Genomic DNA, 25,753 nt, shown 5'->3' with positions numbered 1-25,753 from the left:
GGCCGCATGACCGCGATTCGCGTGCTCGTCGTGGACAATCATGACAGCTTCGTCCACACGATCGTGCAGTACCTGCGCGGGCTCGGCGCCGACTGCGACGTCCGGCCCCGCGATCACGTCACGCTCGCGGACACCAAGGGCTTCGACGGCGTGCTCGTCTCGCCCGGCCCCGGCGCCCCCGAGGCGGCCGGCGTCAGCGTCCCCCTCGTGCTCCACTGCGCGGAGCGCCGGCAGCCGCTGCTCGGGGTCTGTCTCGGCCACCAGGCCATCGCCGTGGCGTACGGCGCCACCGTGGCCCGCGCGCCCGAGCTCATGCACGGCAGGACGAGCCTCATCTCGCACGACGGGCGCGGCGTGTTCGCGTCGATCCCGTCGCCGGTGTCGATGACGCGCTACCACTCGCTGGCCGTGATCCCCGGCACCGTGCCGGACCCGCTGGAGGTCACCGCGACCACCCCGGACGGCGTCATCATGGGCCTGCGGCACCGTGAGGCGCCCATCGAGGGCGTGCAGTTCCACCCCGAGTCGGTGGTGTCGGAGCACGGCCACCGCCTGCTGGGAAACTGGCTCGATCAGATCGGCCGAAATTCCCCCGGAACCCTGTAACGCTCGCCGTCCCTGTGACGACTACTGGATGAGGGCTTCCGCCATTGCCCCCGAGTGGCGGAAGCCCTCTTTGTCGTTCCGGACCGGTCGCCACGCGAACCCGGGCCTCCACGCGCGGAGGGGGCACGCGGGCCGGTCGCCCGCGTGCCCCCTCTCGCGAATTGTCGGTCGCCGGGGCGGTCCGCTAGTTGCCGAACGGGTTGTCGCCGTCGCCGCCGAGGTCCACGCCGCCGTCGTCGGTCGGCTGGTCGGTCGGCGTCTGGTCCGTCGGCTGGTCGGTCGGCAGATCCGTCGGCTGCTGCGAGGGGCCGCTGGAGACGGTCAGCGTGATCGTGGTGCCCTGCTGGAGCTTGGCCCCCGGCTCCGGCGCCTGGTCGATCACGTTGCCCTGCGGGACGCTGTCGCTCGGCTGCTCCACGGACTTGACCTTGAACCCGGCGCCCGTGAGCGTGCTCTTCGCGTCCGCCAGCGTGAGGCCGACCACGCTCGGGACCTCCACCGTCTCCTTCGGCACGTACAGCCGGACCAGGTCGCCCTTGGACGCCTTCTCCCCGGGGGCCGGGTTGGTGTCGAACACCTTGCCCTGCGGCTTGCTCGACGCCTTCGACACGATGGTGACCTTGAGACCCAGGGCCTCGAGCTCGGCCCGCGCCTCCTCGGGAGACCTGCCGAGCACATCGTCGGGGATCGTGACCGACTCCTCGCCCTTCGACAGCACGACGGTGACCGTGGCGCCGGGGTCGGCCATCTCCTCGCCGGCCGGGTCCGTGCTGATCACGGCGCCCTTCGGCACATCGGAGCTGAACTGCTCGGGCCCATAGGCGGTCTTGAACCCGGCGTCCTTGAGCGCCTTCTCGGCCGCCTCCTTCGTCTGGTTGACGACCGACGGCACCTTCACCTGGTTGGCGGTGTTGCCGCCCGAGCTGAGGAACGCGTACCCCACGCCGATGAACGCGCCGATGATGGCCAGCGGGATGAGGATCCACGCGGCCGTCTTGAGGGCCGTGTTGCCCCCGCCGCTGCGCCGCCGCCCGTCGTACCGGCCGCCGCGCTCCTCGGGGCCGTACTCGTACTGGGGGATGGACCGGGTGCCCTGGGTGGGGACGCCGCCCGCCGTCGTCATGGTCCGCGTGCGGTCGCCGCCGCCGTACGTGCTGTAGTTGCTGGCCAGGGCCATGGTCTGAGGGTCGACCGGCATGCCGGACATGGCGCGCTGGAGGTCGCCGCGCATCTCGGCCGCGCTCTGGTAGCGCTGGATGGGGTCCTTCGCCATGGCCTTGAGCACGATCGCGTCGGCCCACTTGGGGATCTCGGGGTCGATCCGCGACGGCGGGATGGGGTCCTCCCGCACGTGCTGGTAGGCGATGGCCACCGGCGAGTCGCCGGTGAACGGCGGCTGGCCCGTCAGCAGCTCGTACAGCACGCAGCCGGTCGAGTAGATGTCGCTGCGGGCGTCGACCCGCTCGCCGCGGGCCTGCTCCGGCGACAGATACTGGGCGGTGCCGATCACCTGGGCGGTCTGGGTCATCGTCGCGGCGGAGTCGGCCATGGCCCGGGCGATGCCGAAGTCCATGACCTTGACCTCGCCGTTGATCGTCAGCATGATGTTCGCCGGCTTGATGTCCCGGTGCACGATGCCGCCGCGGTGGCTGTAGTCGAGCGCCCGCAGGATGCCGTCGACCAGCTCAATCGCGCGCTCCGGCAGCAGCCGTCGATCGGCGCGCAGCAGGTCGCGCAGGGTCCGCCCGTCGACGAACTCCATCACGATGTACGGCACGGGGGTGCCGTCGACCATGTCCTCGCCGGTGTCGTAGACGGCGATGATCGAGGGGTGGTTGAGCGAGGCGGCGGACTGGGCCTCCCGGCGGAACCGGGCCTGGAACGTGTGGTCCCTGGCCAGGTCGGACCGCAGCGTCTTGATGGCGACGACGCGGTCCAGACGGATGTCCCGGGCTCGGTACACCTCGGCCATGCCGCCACGCCCGACCACGCCGTCGAGCTCGTAGCGTCCGCCGAGAAGTCGTGGCTGAGTCATTTCCTGCACTGTCCCTTGCCGTTCATCTTGGGGTGCCGCCGGTGTCCATCATCGGTGCCTTTCCTCATCACGTCCCCTCATCCGGAGGGTTCGTGTCGGTCGGGTCATCGACGGGGGTCGAGGTCTCGCTCGGCGCCGGGGTCGGGGTTGACGTCGGAGTAGGGGTGGGGGTCGCAGACGGAGCCTGCGTCGGCGTCCGGGTGGCAGGTGCCGACGTGCTTACCGTAGCCGACGGCGAGGCCGCGGGCGCCGCCGACGTCGCCGGAGTGGCGGGCCGGTGAGACCGCGTGACCGACGGCGAGGGACGGTGCGAGGGAGACGGCGACGTGGTGGGCGTGGTCGTCGTCTGCAGGGGGCCGCGGCCGGTGTCGTCGGACGTGAAGGCGGTGAAGGCGAGCACGCCCGCGCCGACCGCGACCGCGCATCCGGCCGCGGCCAGCAGCACCAGCGCGGGGCGGCGGCGCCGGCCCGGACGGCCCGGCCCCGTCGGCGCCGTGGAGGGCGTCGCAGGTCCCCGCGTCCCCCCTGCCTGCCGTCCCAGCCGCATCGTCTCGCCGGCCGCGCCGTAGCCGGTGGCCCCGCCCTGCCCCGCGCCGGCGTAGTCGTTCGCGCCGTAGCCGTTCGCGGAGCCGTGCCCCGTGGCGCCGTTGCCGGTCGCCCCGCCGTGTCCCGCGCCGCCGAACGCCGCCGTGCCGTTCCGCGTCGTGCCGTACGTCCCGCCCTGAGCCGTCCCGGCCGGGGGCTGGCCGTACGGCGGGGTGGATGCCCCGAAGGCGGCTCCGCCGAGGACGGCGGTGCCGTCCACGCCCCGCGCGGCGGGGAAGCCGCCGGGGTCGGTGAGCGCGCCGAGGGCGGCCGTTCCCGGTGCCGCGAGCGCCTCCCGCAGCGCGGCCACCCGGTCGAGGAGCCGGGGCCCGGTCTCCGGCCGCGCCGCCGGGTCCTTGGCCAGCATGTCGAGGACGAGGTCCCGCACCGGGGCGGGAACGCCGTTGGGCAGCGGCGGCGGGACGTCGTTGAGGTGCCGCAGCGCCAGGGCCACGTGGTTGTCGGCCGTGAAGGGCGGCCGGCCGGCCAGGCACTCGTACGCGACGACCCCGAGCGAGTAGATGTCGGTCGCGGGCGTGAGCACGCTGCCGGACGCCTGCTCGGGGCTGACGTACTGGGCGGTGCCGAGCACCGTCCCCGTCTTGGTCAGCGGGGCCGCCTCCAGCGCCCGGGCGATGCCGAAATCGGTGATCTTGACCTGTCCGGCCTCGGTGACCAGCAGGTTGCCGGGCTTGATGTCGCGGTGGATGACGCCGGCCCGGTGCGCCGCGTACAGACCACGGGCCGTCTGGTGGATCAGGTCGAGCGTGACGTCGGGCCCGAGCGCGCCGTTGCGGGCGAGGATCGCCGACAGCGGCTCGCCCGTCACGAGCTCCATCACCAGGTAGGCCAGGTCGTCGCTCTCGCCGTAGTCGAAGACCTGCGCGATCCCGGGGTCGGTCAGTGCCGCGGTGATCCGCGCCTCCGACCGGAAGCGGTCGCGGAACGCCGGGTCGGCGGCGACGTGGCGGCCGAGCAGCTTCACCGCGACGTCCCGGCCGAGCAGTTCGTCGGCGGCCCGCCACACCTCGCCCATCCCGCCCGCGGCGATGGGGGAGGTCAGCCGGTAGCGGCCGCCGAGAACCTGATGCGGCGAGGTCACTGCCCGAGCACCGCCTGCATCACGTCGTGCGCGATCGGCGCGGCGACGGCGCCGCCGGTCGCGTCGTTGCCGGCGCTGCCGGACTCGACGAAGACCGCCACCGCCACCTTCGGGTCCTCCACGGGGGCGAACGCGATGAACCAGGCGTGCGAGGGCTTGCCCGGCGAGGTCTCCGCCGTGCCGGTCTTGCCGGCGACCGTCATGCCGGGAAGCTGCGCGGCGGTGCCGGTGCCGTGCTGCACCACGTTGATCATCATCTTGGTCAGCTCGCCGGCCACCTCGGGGGAGACGGCCTCGCTGAGCTCCTCCGGCCGAGTGCCGTCGATCTCTGTGCCGTCCGGACCCATGATCTTGTTCACCAGGTACGGCTTCATGACCGTGCCCTGGTTGGCGATGCCGGCCGCGACCATGGCCATCTGCAGCGGCGTCATCTGGTTGCTGCGCTGGCCGATCGAGGTCTGGGCCAGGGCGGCCTTGCCCTCGTCGGGGCCGATGCTGCTCGACGCGACGCCGAGCGGGATCTCCAGCGGCACGCCGACCCCGAACTTCTGGGCCTGCTCCTTCATCTTGTCGTAGCCCAGGTCCATCCCGATCTTCGCGAACGGGGTGTTGCAGGAGACCGTCAGCGCCTCGACCATCGTCGCCCGGCCGCCGCAGGACTCGCCGTGGTAGTTGGGCAGGGAGATGGTCGTGCCCGGCAGCGGAAGCGAGTCGGGCGCGTCGACCTCGGTGTTCTCGTCGCGGGAGGTGTCGTCGCTGAGGAACGCCGCCGACGTGACGGTCTTGAACGTCGAGCCCGGCGCGTACGTCAGGTCGATGGCCCGGTCGAGCAGCGGCTTGTCCGGGTCCTTGTCGAGCTTGTTGTAGGCCTTGTTGACCTTCTCCTTGTTGGCCAGGGCCAGGGGGTTCGGGTCGTACGACGGCGCCGACGTCATGGTCAGGATCGCGCCCGTCTTGGGGTTCAGCGCCACGACAGCGCCGCGCTTGCCGGTGCTCGCGAGGTCCTTGTACGCGATCTCCTGGGCCTTCGTGTTCAGCGTGAGGTCGACGCTCGCGCCCTTGGCCGGCTTGCCGCTGACCAGGTCGACCGCGCGGCGGACGACCAGGTCGGGGTGGCTGCCGTCGAGGTAGCGGCCCTCCGCCCGCTCGATACCGCTGGAGCTCTCCGGCGCGAAGAAGCCCACGATGTGCGCGAACGCCTTGCCGAGGGGGTACTCCCTGGCGAACCGGAAGGTGGTGTCGCCCGTGTCGACGGTCTTGGCCAGCGTGGTCTTGCCGTCGTCGGCCGTGATCCAGCCGCGGTCGATGTTGTAGCGCGCGTAGAAGGCCCGCACGTTGCGCGAGTCGGTGCGCAGGTCCTCGGCCTTCACCGTTCCGAGATAGGTCACGTTGGCCATGAGCAGCCCGAACATGAGCAGGCACGCCACCGACACGCGCTTGAGCGGCCCGTTCATCGCTGCATCACCTGCGTCAGCCCCTCGTCCTGGATCGCCTGCGGCGGCGGCCTGCGGGCCGCGTCGGACATCCGTACGAGCAGGGCGATGAGCATCCAGTTGGCCAGCAGCGCCGACCCCCCGGCGGACATGAACGGCGTCACCAGACCGGTCAGCGGGATCAGCCGGGTCACGCCGCCGACGATGATGAACACCTGCCAGGCCAGGATGAACGACAGGCCGCCCGCCAGGAGCTTGGAGAACGGGTCGCGCGATGCCAGGGACGTGCGCAGCCCCCGCTGCACGATCAGGGCGTACACCATGAGGATCGCCATCAGGCCGGTGAGGCCCAGTTCCTCACCGGTGGCGTCGAAGATGAAGTCGGAGAACGAGAAGGGGGTCAGGCCGGGGTGGCCCCGCCCGAGCCCGCTGCCGAGGATGCCGCCCGAGCCGATCGAGAACAGGCCCTGCATGAGCTGGTAGCTCGTCCCCGCGTCGTAGATCTTCGGGTCGTCGGCGTGCAGCCACCCGGTGAAGCGGGCCTCAACGTGGCTGAAGACCTGGCCGGCCAGGAGGGCGCCGCCCACGAACAGCAGGACGCCGATGAGCACCCAGGACGTGCGCTGGGTGGCGATGTAGAGCATCGCGATGAACGCGCCGAACAGCAGCAGCGAGGTGCCGAGGTCCTTCTCGGCGACGAGGACGGCGATGCTGACGCCCCACGTGATGAGCACCGGGCCGAGGTCCCGGGCGCGGGGCAGGTCGATGAGCAGCAGCCGGCGGCCCGCCAGGGCCAGCACGTCGCGCTTGGCCACGAGGTAGCCCGCGAAGAAGACGACGAGGGCCAGCTTGGCGAACTCGCCCGGCTGCAGGGAGAACGGGCCGAGGTTCATCCAGATCCTGGCGCCGTAGTGCTCGCTGCCGACCACCGGCAGCACGGGCAGGACGAGCAGCACGACCCCGACGAAGCCGGCGGTGTAGGTGAAGCGCTGCAAGGCGCGGTGGTCCCTCAACGCGATCAGGGTCGCGGAGAACATCACGACGCCGAGCGCCGTCCACATGAGCTGGTTGGCGGCGGAGGCGTCCTTGATTCCGCCCTCCTCCAGCCGATAGATCATCACCAGGCCGATGCCGTTGACCAGCGTCACGAGGGGAAGCAGAAGGGGGTCGGCCCACGGTGCGAACTTCGCCAGCACCAGGTAGGCCGCGAGCATCACGCCGCCGAGGCCGAGGCCGTATACCAGCATTCCGGACGGGACCTTGTCCTTGAGTCCGAGTCCGACGCTGGCGTAGGCGCCCATCACGATCAGCACGGCGAAGGCCAGCATGCCGAGCTGGGCTCCACGCCGCTTCGCGGTCATCGGTACGGGCGTCACGTCGGCGGCACTCAATTGGCGGACCTCGTGGGGGTCGGCGTCGGGTGGGGATCGGGCGCGTTGGCCGGCGATCCGCCGAACGTCTTGATCCGGCTGATCCCGGCCTGGAGGTCGTCGACCGCGATGCCGCTGCGGACCTGGTCCTGCTGCACCGCGGGCAGGGACGAGACGCGCGCGTGCTCGGTGTAGGCGACCTTCTTGAAGGACACCGGCCCGAACTGCGCGTCCACGCCCTGGAAGACGACGACCTCGTCGCCGCTCGCTCCTATGTAGTACTGGTTCTGGGTCCACTGGTAGGCGAAATAGCCGCCGAGCCCGAGCACGGCGGCGACGATCACCACCAGGGTGACGACCAGGGGCCAGGATCGTCGTCGCCTGGACCGCCGTGCGGAGGACGTGGTCTCCCGCACGGGCTCGTCGTCCAGGTCGTCGTCGACGATGACCGGCTGGGGCGCGGTGACCGTGGTCGCGCGCCCCGCCGGGGTGTCGGGCGGCGACGAGCGCACCCGCCCCGATCCGGCCGCGCCCACGACCGCCGCGGCCGAGACCGGCGGCTGCGTGTCGTCCACCTCGACCACGTCGGCGAGCACGCAGGTGATGTTGTCCGGACCGCCGCCCCGGTTGGCCAGGTCGATCAGCTGCCGGACGACGTCCTCGGGATCGTCGATCGTCGTCAGGGTGTGGTGCAGGGTCTCGGCGCTGACGACGGTGGACAGGCCGTCCGAGCACAGCAGGTACCGGTCGCCCACCTGGGCCTCCCGGTCCTGCAGGTCGGGGTCGACCTCTCCGCTGCCGTCGAGGGCGCGCAGCAGGATCGACCGCTGCGGGTGGTTGGCCGCCTCCTCCTGCGTGATGCGGCCGTCGTCCACGAGGGACTGCACCAGTGTGTGGTCGTGCGTGATCTGGTACAGCTCGCCGTTGCGCAGCAGGTACGCGCGGGAGTCGCCCACGTGGACCAGCGCGAAGCGCGGGCCGTTCCAGAGCATCGCGGTGAGGGTGGTGCCCATGCCCTTGAGGCTTGGGTCCCGGGCCACCATCGCGTGGAGCTGATGGTTGGCGTCCCGGACGGCCGCCTCGATGTCGCCGAGCAGGTCACCGCCGAATGCGTCCCTGTCGAGGGACGACAGCGCGGCGATGGCGACCGAGCTGGCCACCTCGCCGTGAGCATGCCCGCCCATGCCGTCGGCGACGGCGAGCAGGCGGCCGCTGGCGTACGCCGAGTCCTCGTTGCCTTCACGGAGGAGTCCGACGTCCGAGCGAGCGGCGTAGCGGAGTGCGATGGTCATTTGCGCAATTCGATGACGGTTTTGCCGATGCGGATCGGAACTCCGAGGGGCACCGGGGTCGGGCGGGTCACTTTCGAGCGTTCAAGGTACGTGCCGTTGGTGGAGCCGAGATCTTCCACGATCCACTGGCCGTCCTGAGGAAAGAGCCGGGCGTGCCGGCTCGAAGCGTAGTCGTCGCTGAGAACCAGCGTGGCGTCGTTCGCCCGGCCGATGGTGATTGGCGTCTCCGTGAGGTTGATGATGGTCCCTTGCAGGGGGCCACCTGTGACGATCAGCTGACGAGGCTCACCCTTCTTGGGCTTGGCCGCCGGCCGGGCCTGCTTGACCGGCTTCCGCGCGGGCGCGGGAGCCGTCCGCGGCCCGAACAGGTCTGTCCGGATGACGCCGACCGCGGCGATCACGAAGAACCACAGCACCGCCAGGAAGGCGAGCCGGATCAGCAGCAGCGTTAGCTCGGACATGGACCGTTTGTCTACCTCTAATCGCGCCGGAACACCAGTGTCGTACGGCCCAAGGTCACCCTTGTCCCGTCCTGCATGTCGACCCTGCGTACCGGCTGGCCGTTGACGAAGGTGCCGTTGGTGGATCCCAGGTCGACGAGCACCACCTGCTGCCCTTCGACCCGTAGCTCGGCATGATGCCGTGATACGCCCGGATCCACCAGCCGAAGATCACAATCAGTGCCCCTGCCGAGCAGGGTCACCGGTGTGGTCAGCTCGTAGGACCGCTGGCCCTGCGGGTCGTCCTGCGTCGACACGAGTAACCGCGGCCGGCCCTGGAACGCGCTCGGGCGGCTCGCGGGCAGGTCGCTCGCGGGCTGCCTGATCTCGTCCTGCTCGACCGTGGCCCCTCGGATGACGCCGGAACGGATCCGGAACAGGCCGACCGCCAGGTCCTCCGCGGTCTCGAAACGCACGCGCACAGGGCCGACGAACGAGTAGCCCTGCTCCTTCGCGTACTCCCTGGCCAGGTTCGCCAGCTCGTGGCTGATGCTGTCGGCGTACACCTCCAGCCGCTCGCTGTCCGTCGTCGACAGCTCCACCACGAAGTCGTTCGGCACGAGCGTGCGACCCTGGGCGACGATCGCTGCGCGCTCGTCCATCTCCCTCTGCACGGCGCTGGCAACCTCGACCGGCTGGAGATCGGACTTGAACGCTCGCGCGAAGGCCCCTTCAACCAACCCTTCGAGCCGCCGCTCGAAGCGCTGAAGGACTCCCACCGGATACCTCCCTTCCCCTCGTCCTGGTCGCGACTGCATCAGGGCTGAACCAGCTCCTCCGCGCCGTCGTTTAGAAGGATCGTATCCGGGTTCGGTAGCACGGGCGGTTACGTGCTAACCTTTCCAGGCACCCAGCGATGGGGGCACCCGTAAGGGGCAAGTGGCGGAATGGCAGACGCGCACGGTTCAGGTCCGTGTGTCCGAAAGGACGTGGGGGTTCAACTCCCCCCTTGCCCACCAGAAATCGGCCTCGTGTGGTCGGAAGCGGAGCTTCCTTCCCCCGAGGCTTTCTGTTTGTGTCTGCCCAGGGGGACGACCCCCTGGAACCCCCGAGGAATCGGCCTCGTGTGGCCGGAAGCGGAGCTTCCTTCCCGCGGGGCTTTCTGTTTGTGCCTGCCCAGGGGGACGACCCCCGGAATCGGCTGGACGAGGCCGCCGGGGACGACGGGAGCCGCGCGGTCATGCCCGCCGGGACGCTCTCGCGCACGTGACGGACTCTCCTTCCTCCGATGAGGCCTGCGGATGGCGGCCTTCCGGTGCGGCCGGGCCGGACGGCTCCGGCGCGCGCCCCCCTCCAAGCGCGCGCCTGACCCAATTCTCTCCAGCGGCCCTTTCAAACCACTTGCCCGGCGCTTGCACGCGTCCGAGGCGCGGATTCACCCTCCGTCTCACGATACGAAACATATCGTCTTGAATGGAGAGACACGGCGTAGCGTGCCCCGCATGCGCCAACCGAATCGCTGGACCATGCTGAGCCTGGGCGTCGCCGCGCAGGGCTCGGGATGCGTGTTCATGTACGGCCTGCCGTTCCTGCTGCCCGCCCTCCAGGCCGAGTACGGCCTGTCCCTCGCCCAGGCGGGCGTCATCGTCGGGGCGCCCAGCGCGGGCATGCTCGTCACGCTCATCGCCTGGGGCTGGGTCGCCGACCGGTACGGCGAGCGGATCGCGATGGCCGGCGGCCTGGCCCTGGCCACGGCCTTCCTCGGCCTGGCCGCCTGGACGACGAGCCCCGTCGCGCTCGCCGCGCTGCTGGGCCTCGCCGGGGCCGCGGGCGCCTCGGCGAACGCCGCGAGCGGGCGGGTGGTGCTCGGCTGGTTCCCCCGGGAGCGGCGCGGGGTCGCCATGGGGTGGCGGCAGACCGCCCAGCCGCTCGGCGTGGCCGTGGCGGGCGCGCTGACCCCGCCTGCCGTCCACGTGGGCGGCGTGCGGGGCGCGCTGCTCGTCATGGCGGTCATCTGCCTCCTGACGACCGTCTGTGTCGCGCTCATGGTCGTCGACCCGCCCCGGCCCGGTGGGGCGGCCGGAGAGCGGTCCGCCTCGCCGTACGGGGACCCGGCGCTGTGGCGGGTGCACGGCGCGAGCATGCTGCTGGTCGTTCCCCAGTTCGCGACCGCGGCCTTCGCGCTGACCTACCTGGTGGCCGAGCGCCACTGGACGACCGGCGCGGCCGGCGCGGTCGTGGCGGTCGCCCAGTTCGCCGGGGCGGGCGGCCGGCTGCTGTGCGGCCGCTGGTCCGACCGGGCGGGCAGCCGGGTCGGGCCGATGCGCCGGCTGGCCCTGGTCAACGGCGCGGCCGCGCTGTGCCTCGCGGCGGCCGTCCAGGCCGGCGGCTCCTTCGCGCCCGCCCTGCTGATCGCCGCGCTGGTGATCGCGATGAGCGGCAACGGCCTGGCGTTCACCGCGGTCTCCGAGCTGGCCGGGCAGGCGTGGGCCGGCCGGGCGATGGGCGCCCAGAACACGGCCCAGAACCTGGTCGCCGCGGCCACGCCGCCCGCGCTCGGGGCGCTGATCACGCACGCCGGGTACGGGACGGCGTTCGCCCTGGCCGGCGTGCTGGCGCTCGCCGCCTCGGCCACCACCCCGGCGCCCGGGGACGTCAGGCGGCCAGCAGTTCGCCGACCAGCGTAGTGAGGTCGATCACACCGATGGGCCTGCCGTTGTCGTCGGTCACGACGCCGAGCTGGGCGCGGGCCTCCTGCAGCGCGGTGACGGCGTCGGGCAGCGTGGTGGTCCGCGCCAGCCGGGGCGCGGGGGTGACCAGCTGCTCCGGCGGCCGTCCGGGCTCGACCAGGACGTCGCGGACGTGCAGCACGCCGGCCACGTCCTCGGGGGTGACCACGAGCATCCGGAGGCTCCCGGTGCGCGCCGCCGTCTCCCGCACGGTCCGCTCGCCGGCCCCTGCGGGAACGGACGGCGCCTCGCCGATCGGCAGCATGAGCCGCTCGACCGGCTGGGACTGCACCCGCAGCGCCCGTGTCAGCAGGTCGTGCTCGTCGCGGTCGAGCATGCCCATGCGGCCCGACTCGGCCACCAGCATGGCGAGCTGGCGGGGCGTCCTGGTGGAGCCCAGCTCGTCCCTGGGCCGTACGCCGCCCGCCCGGAGGACGGCGTTGGTCGCGCCGTTCAGCAGGGCGAGCACCGGCCGGACGGCCCACGCGAAGCCCCGGAACGGCAGCGCGAGGCCGAGCGCGGCGCGTTCGGGGTGGGTGAGCGCCCACGACTTCGGCGCCATCTCGCCCACGACCATGTGCAGGAACGTCACGATGGCCAGCGCGACGACGTACGCCACAGGGGTGCGCGCGGACTCCGGCAGCAGCACGAGCACGGGTTCGAGCAGGTGCTCGATGGCGGGCTCGGCGACCATGCCGAGGCCGAGCGAGCACAGCGTGATCCCGAGCTGGGCCCCCGCGAGCATGATCGACAGCTCCCGGCCGCCGCGGACGGCGGCACGAGCCGCGATCTTGGTGAGCCGGCCGCCGGAGACGGCCTCCTCCTCCAGGCGGTGCCGGCGGGAGGACACCAGGGCGAACTCGGCGGCCACGAAGAAGCCGTTGGCGACCAGCAGGACGATCCCCAGAAGGACGGCGGTCAGGGCGCTCATGCCGCACCCGCCGTCACGGATCGGCCGGGGCCGCTGTCACCGGCGGTCACGCGGGCCTCCCCTGGAAGAGCGCGGAGAACAGCTCGGGCCCGTAGTCGGGGCCGGGGACGCGCACGCCGTGCTCCAGCCGCTCGTCGGCCGGCTCGGGCCGTACGACGGACAGCCGCACCCATTCGGGCACGCGGCGGCTCACGCTCAGCACCCGCAGGAGGGCCCGCCGGGCGTCGTCCTCGTCGTCGAACAGGCCGTTGTCGGGAACGATCTCGCTCAGCACCTCGTCGCCCGGCTCGGCCATCCGGCCGAGGGCGGCGAGCACGAGGCCGGCGACGGTCTCGTAGCCCTCGCTCTCCGGCAGCCGTACGCCGGTGGCCCGCTCGACCTCGTCGAGGCGGAGCGTGCCGGGCACGTCCCACGACCCGTCGGCCCGGCGGACCACGCCCAGCGGCTCGGGGTCGTTCTCGTCGACGAGCTCGCCGACCAGCTCCTCCGCCAGGTCCTCCATGGTGACGACGCCGGCCAGGCCGCCGTACTCGTCGATGACGCAGGCGAACGTCTCGCCCGCGGCGGTCATCCGCGACAGCAGCGCGGGCAGCGCCAGGGTGGCGGGGACGAGCAGCGGGGCCCGGGTCACGCCGCCGACGAGGCCGTCGGAGGGGGAGCCCGCGGCCAGGTACTCCGGCACGCCGCTGACGCCGATCACGTCGTCCGCGCCGGTCCCGAGCACGGGGTAGCGGGAGTGGCCGTGCACGCGCAGCGCGTCGAGGAGGTCGCCGACCGGCCACTCGGCCCGCAGCGACACGACCCGGGGCCGGGGGACCATGACGTCCTCGGCCGTGCGGTCGCCGAACTCGAGCGCCCGTTCCAGCAGCTCGGCCAGCCGGGGCGGCAGCTCGCCCGCCTCGGCCGACTCCCGCACGATGCGGGACAGCTCCTCGGGGGTGGCGCCGCTCTCGAGCTCCTCGATCGGCTCGATGCCGGTCAGGCGGAGCAGGCGGCTCGCCGCGGAGTCGAAGAGGCGGATCACCGGGCCGGCCGCCGACAGGTAGACCAGCGTGGGCCGGGCCAGGGCCTTGGCGACGGGCTCCGGCCGGGCGATGCCGAGGTTCTTGGGGGCGAGCTCGCCGAGGATCATCTGCACGATCGTGGCGATCGTGACGCCCAGGGCCACCGCGACGCCGGGGACGGCGCCCGCGGGGAGCCCGGCGGCCTCGAGCGGGCCGCGGATGATGTCGGCGATCGCGGGCTGGGCGATGAAGCCCACCAGCAGGGTGGTGACGGTGATCCCGAGTTGCGCGCCGGACAGCATGAACGACAGCCGGCCGGTGACGTCGAGGGCGCGGCGGGCGGCGTCGTCGCCCCGCGCGGCCTGCTCGCGCAGGACGCCGCGGTCGGCCGCCACGAAGGCGAACTCCTGGGCGACGAAGAAACCGGTGGCGAGGGTCAGGAGGAGAACGGCCAGCAGGCCGGAGACGGCGCTCATGGGGCAGCCGCCCTGAGTCGAGGCGATCCCGTGCCGAGGCACGGGCCGGTACTCCAGGGGTCCGGGACGGACACGACGTTCCTTTCGACTGGTGGTATACCACCGTAACGGCTCAGATCTCTCTTCTGTTTCCACGGCGTCGTCAGGAGGCGTCCACGAACGCGTACGCGTACGGTGTGGACGGCGACGTACCGTAAAAGAGGGGGCGGACGTCGCCCAAGCCGTGGCCATCACGCTGAGGGACTGGGGATACATCGTGGCCGACGACGACGAGGCGACCCGGGCGATCCGCCGTCCGCGCGAACCGCGGGCGGCCGCCGGGCAGCCGGCGTACCCCGTTCCCGGCGGGGCCGGGGACGGTCGTTCCGCGCCGGGGGATCGGGGCTCCGCGGGAGCGGGCGGGGGCAGGGACAAGAGCGAGACCACGATCCCGCGGATGAGGTCCAAGGTGTACGGCAAGCCCCGCTCGGGCGAGACGCCCGTACGGCCGCTGGGCGGCGGGAGCGGCGGCGAGGACGACGACCTCCGCGAGGAGCAGCCCGGGTTCGGCGGGCGTGGCGGTGGCCGCCGGCCGCGGCGCATCGGGCGGCTGATCGTCCGGATCCTGGCCGTCGTGGTCGCCGTGCTGCTGGTCGCGTCCGTCGTGGGCTACTTCTGGATCGGCTCGCGGCTCAAGTCGGTCGACGCGTTCACCGACTACAGCGGGCGGCCCGCGGCCACTCCGGGCGACGACTGGCTGCTGGTGGGGTCCGACAGCCGGGCCGGCCTGACGGCGGCGCAGCGCAGGAAACTCGCCACCGGCAAGGCGGTCGGCAAGCGCACGGACACCATGATGCTGCTGCACATCCCGTCCAGCGGGCGGCCGACGCTGGTGAGCCTGCCCCGCGACTCGTACGTCCCGATCGAGGGCCACGGCAACGACAAGCTCAACGCGGCGTACGCCTTCGGCGGCCCCAAGCTGCTCACCAAGACCGTCGAGCGGGTGACGGGCATCCGGATCGACCACTACATGGAGATCGGCTTCGGTGGGTTCGTCGGCATCGTCGACGCGATCGGCGGGGTCAACATCTGCGTGAAGCAGGACATCAAGGACCACAAGGCCGGGATCAACCTGAAGAAGGGCTGCCAGGACATGGACGGCGGCACCGCGCTCGGCTACGTCCGCACCCGGGCCACCGGCGCGATCCCCGACTACGACCGCACGCAGCGGCAGCGGCAGTTCTTCGCCGCGGTCGTGCAGAAGGCGGCCAGCCCCGGCACGCTGCTCAACCCGTTCAGCTCGGTGCCGCTGGCGCTGAGCGCGGCCGACTCGGTCGCGGTCGACCCGGACACGGGCCTGTTCGACCTGCTGTCGGTCGGGCTGGCGATGCGCGGGGGCCCGGTCACCACCGCCGTGCCCGTCGGGTCGCTGCCCACGATCAACGGCGCGGCCGTGGTCAAGTGGGACACCCAGAAGGCGCTGCGCCTGTTCGAGGCGCTCGCCCAGGACAAGCAGGTCCCCAAGGACGTCCTCACGAAGTAGCGCGGGCGGCCGGGTGGCGGCGGTCGTGCCCGCGGGCGGCACAATGGGCCTCTTGTGACGATCTCTCGGGAGCTGCACGCCATCGGGCGTCCCCTGCTCGACGCCCAGCTGGCCCATCCGACCGTCCGGGGCATCGCCGCGGGCGACCTGCCCGATCCGGTGTTCCGGTCGTGGCTGGAGCAGGACTACCTGTTCCTGCTCGACTACGTCCGGGTGTTCTCGCGGCTGGCCTGGCAGGCGCCCGACGGCCATCTGGGCGACCTCGTCGACCTCGCGTACGCGACCTGGCACGACGAGCTCGACCTGCACCGGTCGCTGGCGGCCGGGTTCGGCGCCGACCTGGCGGGAGCGGTGAAGGGCCCGGCCTGCGCGGCGTACACGGCGTTCCTGCTGGAGTCGGCCGCCGACTACGGCGAGGGACTGGCCGCGCTCTACCCCTGCATGTGGGGGTACTCCACGCTCGGCCGGATCCTGGCGCAGGACCCGCCCGCCGAGCCGCGCTACCGGGCCTGGGTGGAGACCTACGCCGACCCGGGGTTCGCGGCGCTCACCGGGCGGATCGCCGTGATGATCGACGAGGCGCGGCCCGACCCGGCCAGGGCCGCGGAGCTGTTCGCCGAGGGCATGCGGCACGAGCTGGCCTTCTGGGACGTCCCCGCGTAACGAGGCCGGGAACGGCCGGGGCCGGGTTACTGTGGGGGCATGCCGGAGCTGCCCGAGGTGGAGGCGCTCGCCGAGTTCCTGCGCGAGCGCGCCGTCGGCCACGCGGTCCTGGGTGTGGACGTGGTGGCCATCCAGGCCCTGAAGACCGTCGCCCCGCCCGTCACGGCCCTCGCCGGGCTGGAGGTGACCGGGGTCGCCCGCCACGGCAAGTTCCTCGACCTCGACTGCGACGGGCTGCACTTCGTCACCCACCTGGCGCGCGGCGGCTGGCTGCGCTGGCGGGAGGACCTGTCCGGCGCCAGGCCCGTCCGCCCCGGGAAGGGTCCCCTCGCGGTGCGGGTACGGCTGTCGCCCGGCGAGGACGACCGCGCGCCGGGCTTCGAGCTCACCGAGGCCGGGACGCAGAAGCGCCTGGCGGTGTACGTCGTGCGCGACCCGGCGGAGGTGCCGGGCATCGCGAGCCTCGGCCCCGACCCGCTGTCGGAGACCTTCACCGTCGACGCGCTCAAGGCGATCGTGGGCGGCAACCGCACCCAGATCAAGGGCCTGCTGCGGGACCAGAAGGTGATCGCCGGCATCGGCAACGCCTACTCCGACGAGGTCCTCCACGTCGCCAGGATGTCGCCGTTCAAGATCGCCTCGTCGCTGACGGACGCCCAGGTGGCCGACCTGCACGAGGCGATCGTGACGACGCTGCGCGACGCCGTGGGCCGGGCGCGGGGCCTGGCCGCCAAGGACCTCAAGTCCGAGAAGAAGTCGGGCCTGCGCGTCCACGGCCGCACCGGCGAGAAGTGCGAGGTCTGCGGCGACACGATCCGGGAGGTGTCGTTCGCCGACTCCTCCCTCCAGTACTGCCCGACCTGCCAGACCGGCGGCAAGCCGCTGGCCGACCGCCGTCTGTCCAAGCTGCTCAAGTGACGATCTCCGGGGGCAGGTGGCCGGTGTCGCCGAAGGACACCAGGTCCATCCGTCCGCCCCGGCGCCGCCAGCGGGAGACCGAGCCGTTGGCCACCTGCCCGTAGCCGAAGATGCGGCCGACGTCGTCCGGCGTCCCGCCGCCGAGCACGTGGCGGATGAGCAGCACGACGGCGTCGTGCGCCACGACCAGCACCCGCCGGCCCGCCTCGGCCGTTCCGGCGTCGTCGAGGACCTCCCGGATGCGGACCGCCACGTCCGCGAAGGACTCCCCGCCGGGCGGGCGGTAGAACGGCAGGCCGATCCGCTCCATCTCCCGCCGCTCGGCCGGGAAGCGCTCCTCGATCGCGCGGGGCGTGAGAAGTTCGAACACGCCGAGGACCCGGTCGCGCAGGCGGTCGTCGACGCGCTCGGCGGGCAGCGGCCGTCCGGCCGCGCGCAGCCCCTCCCGCGCGATCTCCCAGGTGAGCCGGGCCCTCCGGTACGGCGAGCACCAGACCGACTCAGGCAGTGCGTCGTCCGGGAGGCCCGCGAGGAGGCGGCCGACCGCCGCCGCCTGCTCCCGTCCGCGCCCGGACAGGCCGATGTCGGCGTCCCGCCCGTCGATCCGTACGGCGAGGCCGTCGCGCACGGCGCGGGCCGAGGCGGCGTTGGCGGTGCTCTCCCCGTGCCGGACGGCGGTGATCTCCTCCATCCCTCGACGCTAGCCACCCGGCCGTCCGCCCGGCATACCCCGCAGGGGGAGCACCAGCTTGGAAGCCGGACCGAGCACGGGCGCCGGGGCGCGACAATGGGCCCATGACGATGCCGGAAATCGCCCCCGACGCCGTACCCAAGGGCGCCTACCTGCTGGACGTCCGCGAGATCGAGGAGTGGCGCGCGGGGCACGCGCCCGAGGCCGCGCACATCCCGCTGGGCGACCTGCAGCAGCGGGTCGACGAGGTGCCGGCCGACCGCCCGGTGTACGTGGTGTGCCGGGTCGGCGGGCGGTCGGCGCACGCCACGCTGTGGCTCAACCACGTCGGCAGGGACGCCGTGAACGTGGGCGGGGGCATGCAGTCGTGGGCCGCCGCCGGGCTGCCGATGGTCAGCGAGAGCGGGGAGCCCCCCTTCGTGGCGTAGGTAAACGGATGGCATAATCACGACGACATCCGAAATAGCGCGGGAGCTCGGGCGAGACCGGGCTGAGAGGGCGGATTCTCCGACGAGACGTGCCGCCGACCGCATGAACCTGTCCGGATAATGCCGGCGTAGGGAGCGTGTGATGACATCGGCCGTCGTCGACCCCACTCGGGCGGAAGTGCCCCTGACCCTCGACGAGGAGGCCCCCCGCACCCTCGGGCTCCTCGACCAGAGCGCGTTCTGGGCCAACCTCGGGGTGAGCCTCCTTGGGTTCGCGGGGGCGCTGTTCCTGCTCGACCCGCTGGGCGGGCACCCGCTCCCGTTCGCCGGGGCCGTCCTGGCCGCCGTCGTGGGCAGCCTGATCGGCACGGCCATGGTGGGCCTGGCCGCGATCCCCGGCGTCCGCACCGGCCGCCCGGCCATGGTCCTGCTGCGCGGCCTGTTCGGGGCACGCCTGTCGTACGTCCCGACCGTGCTGAACATCGTGCAGATGATCGGCTGGGGGGCGTACGAGCTGTGGGTCATCGCGAGCGGGGCGCGGGCCGTGTTCGGCGGCGCGGTGCCGTACGGCGTGTGGGCCGTCGTGGCGGGGGCGGTGACGATCGCGCTCACGATCCGGCCGCTCGGGTCGGTGCGGCTGCTGCGCCGCTACGTGACGGCCGGCGTGGTGATCGCGATGGTCTGGCTGTCGGTCGCCCTGTTCGCCCGGGGTCCGTCGCTGGGCGGGGGCTCGTGGGACGCCTTCGCCCCGGCCGTCGACTACGTGATCGCGTTGTCGGTCTCGTGGGTGCCGATGGCGGCCGACTATGCCCGGCACTCCCGGACGAGCGGCTCGGCCTTCGCCGGCGTGGTGGGCGGCTACACGATCGCCCAGGTCGCCTGCCTGGCTCTCGGGATCGCGGCGCTGGCGCTCGTGGGCAACGACATGGACAAGGTCTGGGACCCGTTCGTGGCCGCGCCGCTCGGGGCGCTGTTCTTCGGCATCCTGGTGCTGCGCGAGGTCGACCAGTCGTTCGCCAACGTCTACTCGACGACGGTGTCGATCCAGAACCTGGCCCCCCGCGTCGACCGCCGGGTGATCTCCGCGGCCATCGGCGTCGTCACCACCGTGATCGCGCTGTACGCCAATGTGAACTCCTATGCCGCGTTCCTCAGCGTCATCGGGGCGGTCTTCGTGCCGATGTTCGCCGTGCTGGTGGTGGACTACTTCCTGCTCGGGGGCGCCTCCCGGTGGAACACGGCCGAGGACGCCCCCTCGCGCTGGTTCATGGTCGTGCCGTGGCTGCTGGGGTTCGCGGCCTACTGGGTCGTCACCGCGACCCCGACCGTGGGCTGGTGGGACGGGATCTGGGCGGACGTCCGGTCCGCCGTCGGGTTCGAGCGCCAGCCGTGGATGAACGCCGCGCTCGCCGCGTTCCTCGTGGCCGCGCTGCTCACGCTGCCGACCGCTCTCGGGAGACGCCGGCGGGCGGTCTGACCGGCGCGGAGCCCGCCTCGGCGCGGGGCGCCCGGGTGGCCAGGGCGACGCCGGCGCCACTGAGCACCAGGCCGGCGACCGCGAGCGCGCTCAGCGGCTGGTGGAGCAGCGCCCACGCCATGACGGCCGTGACGGACGGCGTGAGGAAGAACAGGCTGCTCGCCCGGCTCGCCTGCGACCGGCGCAGCAGCAGGTAGAGCAGGGTGAACGCGCCGATCGAGTTCACCAGCGCGAGCCACAGCACGGCGCCCGTGAACGGCGCCCAGGCCGTGACCCGCGGATGTTCCAGGGTGACCGTGAGCAGGCCGATGACCGGCACGGCGGCGAGAAGCTGCACGGCCTGGCCGCTGCGCAGGTCCATCCGCGGGCAGAACCGCTTCTGGTAGAGCGTGCCGAGGCTGAGCCCGAGCAGCCCGGCGCCGCAGAGCAGGACCGCGGCCGCCGCCGACGAGACGCGCTCCGCCACGGCCAGCGTCACCCCGGCGGCCCCGAGCGCGAAGCCCGCCCACTGCCGCGCGCTCACCCGCTCGCCGAGCAGCGGCACGGCCAGCAGCGCGGTGAGCACCGGGTGGAGCCCCTGGACGAGCGCCGCGATCGCCCCGCTCACCCCGAGCGCCATCGCCGTGTAGAACGCGCCGAACTGCACGGCCTGCAGGAGCAGCCCGGCGACCACCACGTGCCCGAGGGCCCGGCCGCGCGGCCAGGGGGCCCGCGCGGCCAGCGCGACCACGGCCAGCAGCACCCCGGCGAGCGCGAAGCGCGCCAGCGTCAGCAGCAGGGGCGGCGCCGCGCCGAGCCCGATCGACCCCGCGACGAACGCGCTGCTCCACAGGACGACGAACGCCCCCGGCACGGCCGCCTCCGCGACCCTTCTCCCCGTCATCCCGGCCTCCCGTAACCACCCAGAGTGGTTATCACGATGACGGAGCCGCCGATAACCTGTCAAGCCGGTTACGATGGAGGGATGTTCACGTTCTGGAGCGGCAACCTCGCGCTCGACTTCGCCGGCACGGTCGGCCACCGGGAGACCGAGCCGGTGGAGATGATCGGCACGCCCGATCTGCTCGCCGCGTGGGCCGTGGCCGCCGGGCTCCTGGACGAGCCCCCCGCCGTCGACGCCGAGGGCCGCGACCGGGCCGTACGACTCCGGGAGGCGGTCTACCGCCTCGGTGTGGGCCCCCTGCGCGGCCGGCGGCCGGCGGAGGCCGACGTCGACCTGGTGAACGCGCTCGCCGCCGAGCCCCCGGTGGCCCCGCGGCTCGTTCCGCACGCCGCTGGCCTGCGCGTGAGCCGTACGGGGGACCTGGACGCCGTCCTCGCCACGATCGCGCGGTCGGCGGCCGAGCTGTTCGGCGGGCCGGACGCCGCGCGGATCCGGCAGTGCGAGCGGACGGTCTGCACCCGCCTCTACGTGGACACCTCCCGCGGCGGCTCGCGCCGCTGGTGCGACATGCGCGAGTGCGGCAACCGGGAGAAGGCCGCCGCCTTCCGCTCCCGGCACCGCGCCCCCGGCGGGCCGGTCAGGTGACGGCGCCCTCGAGGCGGAGGAGGTGCTCCTTGGCGGCCGGTCCGCCGGCGTAGCCGCCGAGCACGCCGGGCGACTCCACCGCCCGGTGGCACGGGACGATGACGCAGACGGGGTTGGCGGTCAGGGCGTTGGCCACGGCGTGCAGCGCCTGCGGCCGCCCGATCCGCCCGGCCAGCTCCCCATGGGTGGTGACGCTGCCGTACGGCACCGACAGCGTCATCTGCACCACGGTCCTGGCGAAGGCCGTGGCGAGCTGGAGGTCCACGGGCAGGGAGAACGCCCTGAGCCTGCCCTCGAAGTAGGCGTCCAGCTCCCGCCGTACGGGGTCGAGGCGGCGGGGGTCGGGGCCGATGAACGAGCCGATCGACCGGTACACCCGGGCGAAGACCGCGTGCTCGTCGTCGTAGCTGCAGGCGGCCACGCCGCGGGCGGTCACCGCGAGGACCAGACGGCCGACGGGGGTGTCGGTGGTGCCGAACGCCACGTCCGGCGGGGACTCGCCGACGTAGCCGGGGGCGGTCACCCGTAGCAGGGCTTCGAGGTCCCCTGTGGACATTGGCCGCCCCACTTCCTCTCACTGCGTGGTCGAAGCGTATCGGAGCCGCCGTGAGCCGGTGGAAAAGCCCAAGATCGGTTGGCGAAAGACGGCACGATGGGGACGTGGGTGACTCCAATATCGACGAGGGGGACGAGGACGGCCTCGCCCGCGCCGTCGTCGCCAGCTCGCCGGACGCCGTCGTCGCCCTCGACCGCGACCTGACGGTGCTGACGTGGAACGGCGCGGCGGAGCGGCTGTTCGGCTGGCCCGCCGCCGAGCTGCTCGGCAGGCGCGCGCCCATCGTCCCCGACGAGCTGATGGCCGAGCACAACGCGGTCCTGGAACGGGTGCGCAACGGCGGCACCGTGTCCCTGCGCACCAAGCGGTTCGACCGCGACGGGCGGCTGCTCGACCTGCGCGTCGACACCAGCGCCCTGTGTTCCGAGAACGGCGCGCTGCTCGGGTACGTCAGCGTCTACCACCCGGCCGAGGACGACGACGCCGCCCAGGGGCGGGCGGCCCGGCGGGCCCGGCTCGTCCGGCGGCTGACCGACGTCGTGGGGGACATCAACGCCGAGCTCGACCTGCCCGTCGTCCTGGACCGGATCGCCGCCAGCCTCGCCGAGCTGACCGGGGCCGACGCGGGCGGCTTCGTGTCGATCGAGGGGGAGGAGCTGCGGCTGGTCGGGCTGCACGAGCTGCCCGAGGCCATGCGCGGCGTCACGGCCGGCCTGCACACCAGCCTCGTCGGCAAGCTGCTGCGCACCGGCAAGACCGTCCTGCTGGAGACCGGGCCCGACGGCTTCCAGGACCTCATCTGGGCGCGTCTGCCCGGGCTGCACACGATCGCCGTGGGGATCGCCGCCGTCGGCGGCCGTCCGTATGGAGCGCTCTACGCCCTGTTCGCCCGGCGCAAGGCCGGCCATCTGGAGCTGGAGCTCCTCGAACTGCTCGCGGGCCACGCCGGCATCGCCGTGGGCAACGCGATGGCCTACCAGGACGCCGTACGGCAGCGGGCCCACGAGCGGGCCGTCTTCGACGCCAGCGCGGACGGCATCGCCGTGCTCGACGGCACGGGCTCCGTCGTCCGGTGGAACCCGGCCGCGGCCCGCCTCACCGGCCTGCCCGGGGAGAAGGCGATCGGCGGGCCGCCGCCGTTCCCGCTGCCGGAGCCGGGGGAGAAGCTCACCATCCAGCTCCCGTCCGGCCGGTGGCTCGACGTCCTGCGCGCCGAGATCCGGGAGACGGGGGAGATCGTCGTCGACTTCCGCGACGTGACCAGGGCCAAGGAGCTGGAGGAGGCCAAGGACCTGTTCCTCGCCACCACCAGCCACGAGCTGCGCACGCCGATCACGATCGTCCGCGGCTTCGCCAGCACGCTCGACTCGCGCTGGGAGCACCTGTCGGACGAGGAGCGCAGGTCGGCCGTGCACACGATCGCCGAGCGGGCCCGCTCGCTCGGGCGGCTCATGGACCACCTGCTGCTCGGCGCGCGGGCGGGCGCCGACGAGCTCAAGGTCGAGGTGGAGGTGTTCGACCTCGCCGAGCGCGTCCGGGCGGCGACCCTCGGGCTGCCCGTCCTGTCCGCCCGGCATCGGGTCGAGGTGGACATCCCGCCCGACCTCCCACCCGTGTACGGCGACTCCCTGGCCACCGACATCCTGCTCGGCCAGCTCCTGGAGAACGCGTTCAAGTACTCCCCGGACGGCGGCCTGATCCGGGTCGAGGCGCGGCGGGAGGACGACAGCGTGGTCCTCGTCGTCGACGACGAGGGGATCGGCATCGCCCCAGCCGACCGGGAGCGGGTCTTCGAACGGTTCGTCCAGGCGGACAGCGGCGACCGGCGGAGGTTCGGGGGGGTCGGCCTCGGGCTGTACATCGTGCGCAGCCTCGCCCGGGCCCAGGGCGGCGACGTCTCCGCGCTCCCCCGGCCGGACGGCGGGACGCGCATGCGGGTCGTCCTGAAGGCCGCGGGCTGGTCCGCGTGGTCCGACACACCGGACCGGTAACGGTGTCACCACCCAAGAGCTGATCTATTGTCCATTGTGCACAAGCTGTGATCGGAGCACGGTTTCCCGGACGAGTGAACGGGGCATTTCGGTCGTGGAGCTGGACTCCGCGGGGGGAAGGGAATCGGGGAGGTGAGTGCGTCGAGCGTCGTGATGTTGCCGTACGCACCGTCGAGCGTCGCCGTCGCACGCCAGCGCCTCAGTGCCGAACTGGCAGCCGCGGGGCTGGTCTCCTCCTCCGTCGACGACGTCGTCCTCGTCATGAGCGAACTGCTGAGCAACGCCCTGCGGCACGCGCATCCCCTGCCGTCCGGCCAGCTCAAAGTGGCCTGGATGTGCTCCGACAGCCAGATCGAGGTGGCCGTCAGCGACGGCGGCGCGCACACCGAGCCGAGGGCCGGCCGCCCCACGCTCTCCTCTCTCGGAGGACGCGGGCTCGGCATCGTCGAGTACCTGGCCGAACGCTGGGGGGTCCGCCACGACGAGGAGGCCACCACGGTGTGGGCCGTCGTCGCCGCTTCCTGGCCCGCCCGAAACGGTCACAACGGCATGACCGCAACCCCGGCCCTCCGTGAGGTCGGCTGAGCGTCCACACCGCCGCCCGGGCGCGAGCACCTCGGACGGCCGGTGCGGCGACGGACCGTCAGGCGAGGCGCGCGGCGCGCGGGTAGAGCACGATCCGCTCGGCGATCGTCCAGGCGGAGCTCACCAGCAGGTAGACCCCCGCAGCCAGCGGGAGCACGGTCGCGACCGCGACCGTCCAGAACGGCATCGCCATCAGCAGCCGCCGCATCGGGGTGCCGGGCTCGACCCGCCGGGCGGCGACCCAGGCGACCGCCGCGAGCAGGGCCAGCACCACGAGGAAGACGGCGCCCGGGCCGCTGACCAGGCCCGCGCCCGCCAGCACGGCGCCGAAGTGCTCCCCGAGCGGCACACCCAGCAGGCCCTGGGCGAGCAGCAGGTTGGGGTGCCCCGCGATGGCGACCGAGGTGAACAGCCGGTAGGTGACCATGAAGAACGGCGACTGCGCGAACGCCGGCAGGTAACCGGACAGCGGGGAGACGCCTTCCTTGGCGTAGAGGGCGTTGGTCTCACGCAGCAGCCGCTGCGGGTCGGACTTCCAGCGGGCGCGCAGCTTCTCGGCCTCCGGCTGGAGCCGTAGCCGGATCCGCTGGACCCGGGCGACGCGCACGCTCAGCGGGAGCAGCGCCAGCCGTACGGCCAGGGTGAAGACGACGATCGCGAACGCGGGGCCGACGAGACCGCTGAGACCGGTGAAGAGGTGGTAGACGGGGACGAGCACGACGTCGAACACGGGAAAGCCTTTCGTCTGCGGAAGAAAGAGGGCATGACGAAGGCGCCCGCGATCACTCGGTGATCAGGCGGGCGCCGGGCTTCCCGACGGCGCTCGGGGGCGAGGTCGCCCCGCGGTGTCCGGATCGCACAGCCGGACGAAGACGGGCGCGCCACGGCCCGTCCGGCGCGCGGAGGGCGGCTCGACGGCCGACGTCCGGGCCGGACCGGCGAGCATCATCCAGGCGAGCACCAGGACCGCGACGCCGGTCAGCCCGAGCGCGGTCGCCACGCCGAGTCCGGGAGACCCGGCGAGCACCTCGGCCAGCAGCCACGCCGGCGATCCGAGGGCGGCCTGGAGCACGTTCACCTCAGCGCGACAGCTTCCCGACGACGGTGATCGCCGCGACGACGAGGAACGCGATGACGGCGATGACGAAGAGGAACTTCAACGTCGCGAACAGCGCGGGGATCACGAATCCGAACACCAGCCAGACGGCCAGGATGATCCCCAGAACGGTCAGTGCGGTACGGGCCATAGCCACAAGGTACGCGGTGGCACCGACAACCGCGAGCTTGATCCACAACTGATCGCCGGGACGTGCCGCGGCCCCCCGTACGGCCGTCGCCGTCCTATGGGCGGCGCCGCAGCGCAATGGGGATCATGCCTGGGGTTTCACGTG

Annotated in this window: 25 protein-coding genes, 1 tRNA gene and 1 riboswitch; of the genes, 11 read left to right on the top strand and 15 right to left on the bottom strand. The window is 72.7% G+C overall.

Annotation, left to right across the window (positions count from 1 at the left end; translation table 11 throughout):
- Positions 1–6: 6 nt before the first annotated feature.
- Positions 7–606 carry an anthranilate synthase component II gene (locus Mco01_RS32405; protein WP_036324912.1) on the top strand — a complete coding sequence of 200 codons (600 nt, stop codon included), beginning with the start codon at positions 7–9 and terminating at the stop codon, positions 604–606.
- Positions 607–790: 184 nt separating this feature from the next.
- Here Mco01_RS32405 and pknB read toward each other — a convergent pair whose 3' ends face one another.
- The 7 genes from pknB to Mco01_RS32370 all read right to left on the bottom strand — a co-directional run bounded on the left by pknB (position 791) and on the right by Mco01_RS32370 (position 9,642).
- Entirely contained in the window at positions 791–2,641 is a 1,851-nt protein-coding gene (gene pknB, locus Mco01_RS32400; RefSeq protein WP_204060637.1) for a Stk1 family PASTA domain-containing Ser/Thr kinase, read from the bottom strand.
- Between the two features lie 67 nt (positions 2,642–2,708).
- Complete coding sequence (locus tag Mco01_RS32395) at positions 2,709–4,328, bottom strand: serine/threonine-protein kinase (RefSeq protein WP_275410639.1); 1,620 nt, start codon at positions 4,326–4,328, stop codon at positions 2,709–2,711.
- Positions 4,325–5,782, bottom strand: a complete 1,458-nt coding sequence (locus tag Mco01_RS32390; protein ID WP_204060636.1) for a peptidoglycan D,D-transpeptidase FtsI family protein — start codon at positions 5,780–5,782, stop codon at positions 4,325–4,327. The genes Mco01_RS32395 and Mco01_RS32390 overlap by 4 nt, the downstream gene beginning before the upstream one ends.
- Positions 5,779–7,122 carry an FtsW/RodA/SpoVE family cell cycle protein gene (locus Mco01_RS32385; protein WP_036324916.1) on the bottom strand — a complete coding sequence of 448 codons (1,344 nt, stop codon included), beginning with the start codon at positions 7,120–7,122 and terminating at the stop codon, positions 5,779–5,781. Before Mco01_RS32385 ends, Mco01_RS32390 begins: the two co-directional genes overlap by 4 nt.
- 26 nt (positions 7,123–7,148) lie before the next feature.
- Positions 7,149–8,423 carry a Stp1/IreP family PP2C-type Ser/Thr phosphatase gene (locus tag Mco01_RS32380; protein ID WP_204060635.1) on the bottom strand — a complete coding sequence of 425 codons (1,275 nt, stop codon included), beginning with the start codon at positions 8,421–8,423 and terminating at the stop codon, positions 7,149–7,151.
- Positions 8,420–8,884 carry an FHA domain-containing protein FhaB/FipA gene (locus tag Mco01_RS32375; RefSeq protein ID WP_036324918.1) on the bottom strand — a complete coding sequence of 155 codons (465 nt, stop codon included), beginning with the start codon at positions 8,882–8,884 and terminating at the stop codon, positions 8,420–8,422. Before Mco01_RS32375 ends, Mco01_RS32380 begins: the two co-directional genes overlap by 4 nt.
- A 17-nt stretch (positions 8,885–8,901) precedes the next feature.
- The gene (locus Mco01_RS32370; protein WP_036324919.1) at positions 8,902–9,642 is read right to left on the bottom strand and encodes an FHA domain-containing protein; all 741 of its coding nucleotides are present in this window, start codon (positions 9,640–9,642) and stop codon (positions 8,902–8,904) included.
- 154 nt (positions 9,643–9,796) lie between these two features.
- Here Mco01_RS32370 and Mco01_RS32365 point away from each other — a divergent pair.
- Together Mco01_RS32365 and Mco01_RS32360 are read left to right on the top strand one after the other, a co-directional pair.
- Positions 9,797–9,882, top strand: a tRNA-Leu gene (locus Mco01_RS32365).
- Between the two features lie 483 nt (positions 9,883–10,365).
- Positions 10,366–11,550, top strand: a complete 1,185-nt coding sequence (locus Mco01_RS32360; RefSeq protein ID WP_204060634.1) for an MFS transporter — start codon at positions 10,366–10,368, stop codon at positions 11,548–11,550.
- Here Mco01_RS32360 and Mco01_RS32355 read toward each other — a convergent pair.
- Positions 11,519–12,523, bottom strand: a complete 1,005-nt coding sequence (locus Mco01_RS32355) for a hemolysin family protein (RefSeq protein WP_204060633.1) — start codon at positions 12,521–12,523, stop codon at positions 11,519–11,521. The genes Mco01_RS32360 and Mco01_RS32355 overlap by 32 nt on opposite strands.
- A 46-nt stretch (positions 12,524–12,569) precedes the next feature.
- The gene (locus Mco01_RS32350) at positions 12,570–14,003 is read right to left on the bottom strand and encodes a hemolysin family protein (protein WP_204060632.1); all 1,434 of its coding nucleotides are present in this window, start codon (positions 14,001–14,003) and stop codon (positions 12,570–12,572) included.
- Positions 14,004–14,226: 223 nt separating this feature from the next.
- Here Mco01_RS32350 and Mco01_RS32345 point away from each other — a divergent pair, with 223 nt between their 5' ends.
- From Mco01_RS32345 to Mco01_RS32335, 3 genes are read left to right on the top strand one after another with little or no spacing between them, the layout of a single operon-like run.
- Positions 14,227–15,525, top strand: a complete 1,299-nt coding sequence (locus tag Mco01_RS32345) for an LCP family protein (RefSeq protein ID WP_239104071.1) — start codon at positions 14,227–14,229, stop codon at positions 15,523–15,525.
- Positions 15,526–15,579: 54 nt separating this feature from the next.
- Positions 15,580–16,188, top strand: a complete 609-nt coding sequence (locus tag Mco01_RS32340) for a TenA family protein (protein WP_204060631.1) — start codon at positions 15,580–15,582, stop codon at positions 16,186–16,188.
- A 39-nt stretch (positions 16,189–16,227) separates the two neighbouring features.
- Complete coding sequence (locus Mco01_RS32335; RefSeq protein ID WP_204060630.1) at positions 16,228–17,106, top strand: Fpg/Nei family DNA glycosylase; 879 nt, start codon at positions 16,228–16,230, stop codon at positions 17,104–17,106.
- On the opposite strand, the gene Mco01_RS32330 is transcribed toward Mco01_RS32335, so the two are convergent.
- Entirely contained in the window at positions 17,099–17,797 is a 699-nt protein-coding gene (locus Mco01_RS32330) for a histidine phosphatase family protein (RefSeq protein ID WP_204060629.1), read from the bottom strand. The genes Mco01_RS32335 and Mco01_RS32330 overlap by 8 nt on opposite strands.
- A 104-nt stretch (positions 17,798–17,901) precedes the next feature.
- Here Mco01_RS32330 and Mco01_RS32325 point away from each other — a divergent pair, with 104 nt between their 5' ends.
- Positions 17,902–18,225, top strand: coding sequence for a rhodanese-like domain-containing protein (locus Mco01_RS32325; protein ID WP_204060628.1), 324 nt, complete (start codon positions 17,902–17,904; stop codon positions 18,223–18,225).
- Between the two features lie 29 nt (positions 18,226–18,254).
- Positions 18,255–18,377, top strand: a riboswitch (TPP riboswitch).
- A complete protein-coding gene (locus tag Mco01_RS32320; protein WP_204060627.1) occupies positions 18,368–19,702 on the top strand; it encodes a purine-cytosine permease family protein in 1,335 nt (444 codons plus the stop codon). (Overlaps the previous riboswitch by 10 nt.)
- Here the strand turns inward: Mco01_RS32320 and Mco01_RS32315 are convergent.
- The gene (locus Mco01_RS32315) at positions 19,659–20,585 is read right to left on the bottom strand and encodes a DMT family transporter (RefSeq protein WP_204060626.1); all 927 of its coding nucleotides are present in this window, start codon (positions 20,583–20,585) and stop codon (positions 19,659–19,661) included. The two genes, Mco01_RS32320 and Mco01_RS32315, sit on opposite strands and share 44 nt — an antisense overlap.
- Positions 20,586–20,666: 81 nt before the next feature.
- On the opposite strand from Mco01_RS32315, the gene Mco01_RS32310 reads away from it, so the two are divergent.
- Positions 20,667–21,230 carry a CGNR zinc finger domain-containing protein gene (locus Mco01_RS32310; protein ID WP_204060625.1) on the top strand — a complete coding sequence of 188 codons (564 nt, stop codon included), beginning with the start codon at positions 20,667–20,669 and terminating at the stop codon, positions 21,228–21,230.
- Here the strand turns inward: Mco01_RS32310 and Mco01_RS32305 are convergent.
- Entirely contained in the window at positions 21,223–21,786 is a 564-nt protein-coding gene (locus tag Mco01_RS32305) for a methylated-DNA--[protein]-cysteine S-methyltransferase (protein WP_204060624.1), read from the bottom strand. The genes Mco01_RS32310 and Mco01_RS32305 overlap by 8 nt on opposite strands.
- A 104-nt stretch (positions 21,787–21,890) precedes the next feature.
- On the opposite strand from Mco01_RS32305, the gene Mco01_RS32300 reads away from it, so the two are divergent.
- On the top strand, positions 21,891–23,777 hold the full coding sequence (locus Mco01_RS32300; RefSeq protein WP_239104070.1) for an ATP-binding protein: 1,887 nt from the start codon (positions 21,891–21,893) through the stop codon (positions 23,775–23,777).
- 132 nt (positions 23,778–23,909) lie between these two features.
- The gene (locus Mco01_RS32295) at positions 23,910–24,362 is read left to right on the top strand and encodes an ATP-binding protein (protein WP_307825715.1); all 453 of its coding nucleotides are present in this window, start codon (positions 23,910–23,912) and stop codon (positions 24,360–24,362) included.
- 58 nt (positions 24,363–24,420) lie between these two features.
- On the opposite strand, the gene Mco01_RS32290 is transcribed toward Mco01_RS32295, so the two are convergent.
- From Mco01_RS32290 to Mco01_RS32280, 3 genes are all read right to left on the bottom strand, one after another.
- A complete protein-coding gene (locus Mco01_RS32290) occupies positions 24,421–25,092 on the bottom strand; it encodes a YidC/Oxa1 family membrane protein insertase (RefSeq protein ID WP_204060623.1) in 672 nt (223 codons plus the stop codon).
- Between the two features lie 63 nt (positions 25,093–25,155).
- Entirely contained in the window at positions 25,156–25,440 is a 285-nt protein-coding gene (locus Mco01_RS32285) for a DUF6412 domain-containing protein (protein ID WP_204060622.1), read from the bottom strand.
- Position 25,441: 1 nt separating this feature from the next.
- The gene (locus tag Mco01_RS32280; protein ID WP_198167189.1) at positions 25,442–25,609 is read right to left on the bottom strand and encodes a hypothetical protein; all 168 of its coding nucleotides are present in this window, start codon (positions 25,607–25,609) and stop codon (positions 25,442–25,444) included.
- Positions 25,610–25,753: the final 144 nt, after the last annotated feature.

The organism is Microbispora corallina (assembly GCF_016863035.1).
Lineage (GTDB): Bacteria > Actinomycetota > Actinomycetes > Streptosporangiales > Streptosporangiaceae > Microbispora > Microbispora corallina.
The sequence above is the reverse complement of the archived record's forward strand: the minus strand, read 5'-3'. Positions and strand labels throughout refer to the sequence as shown.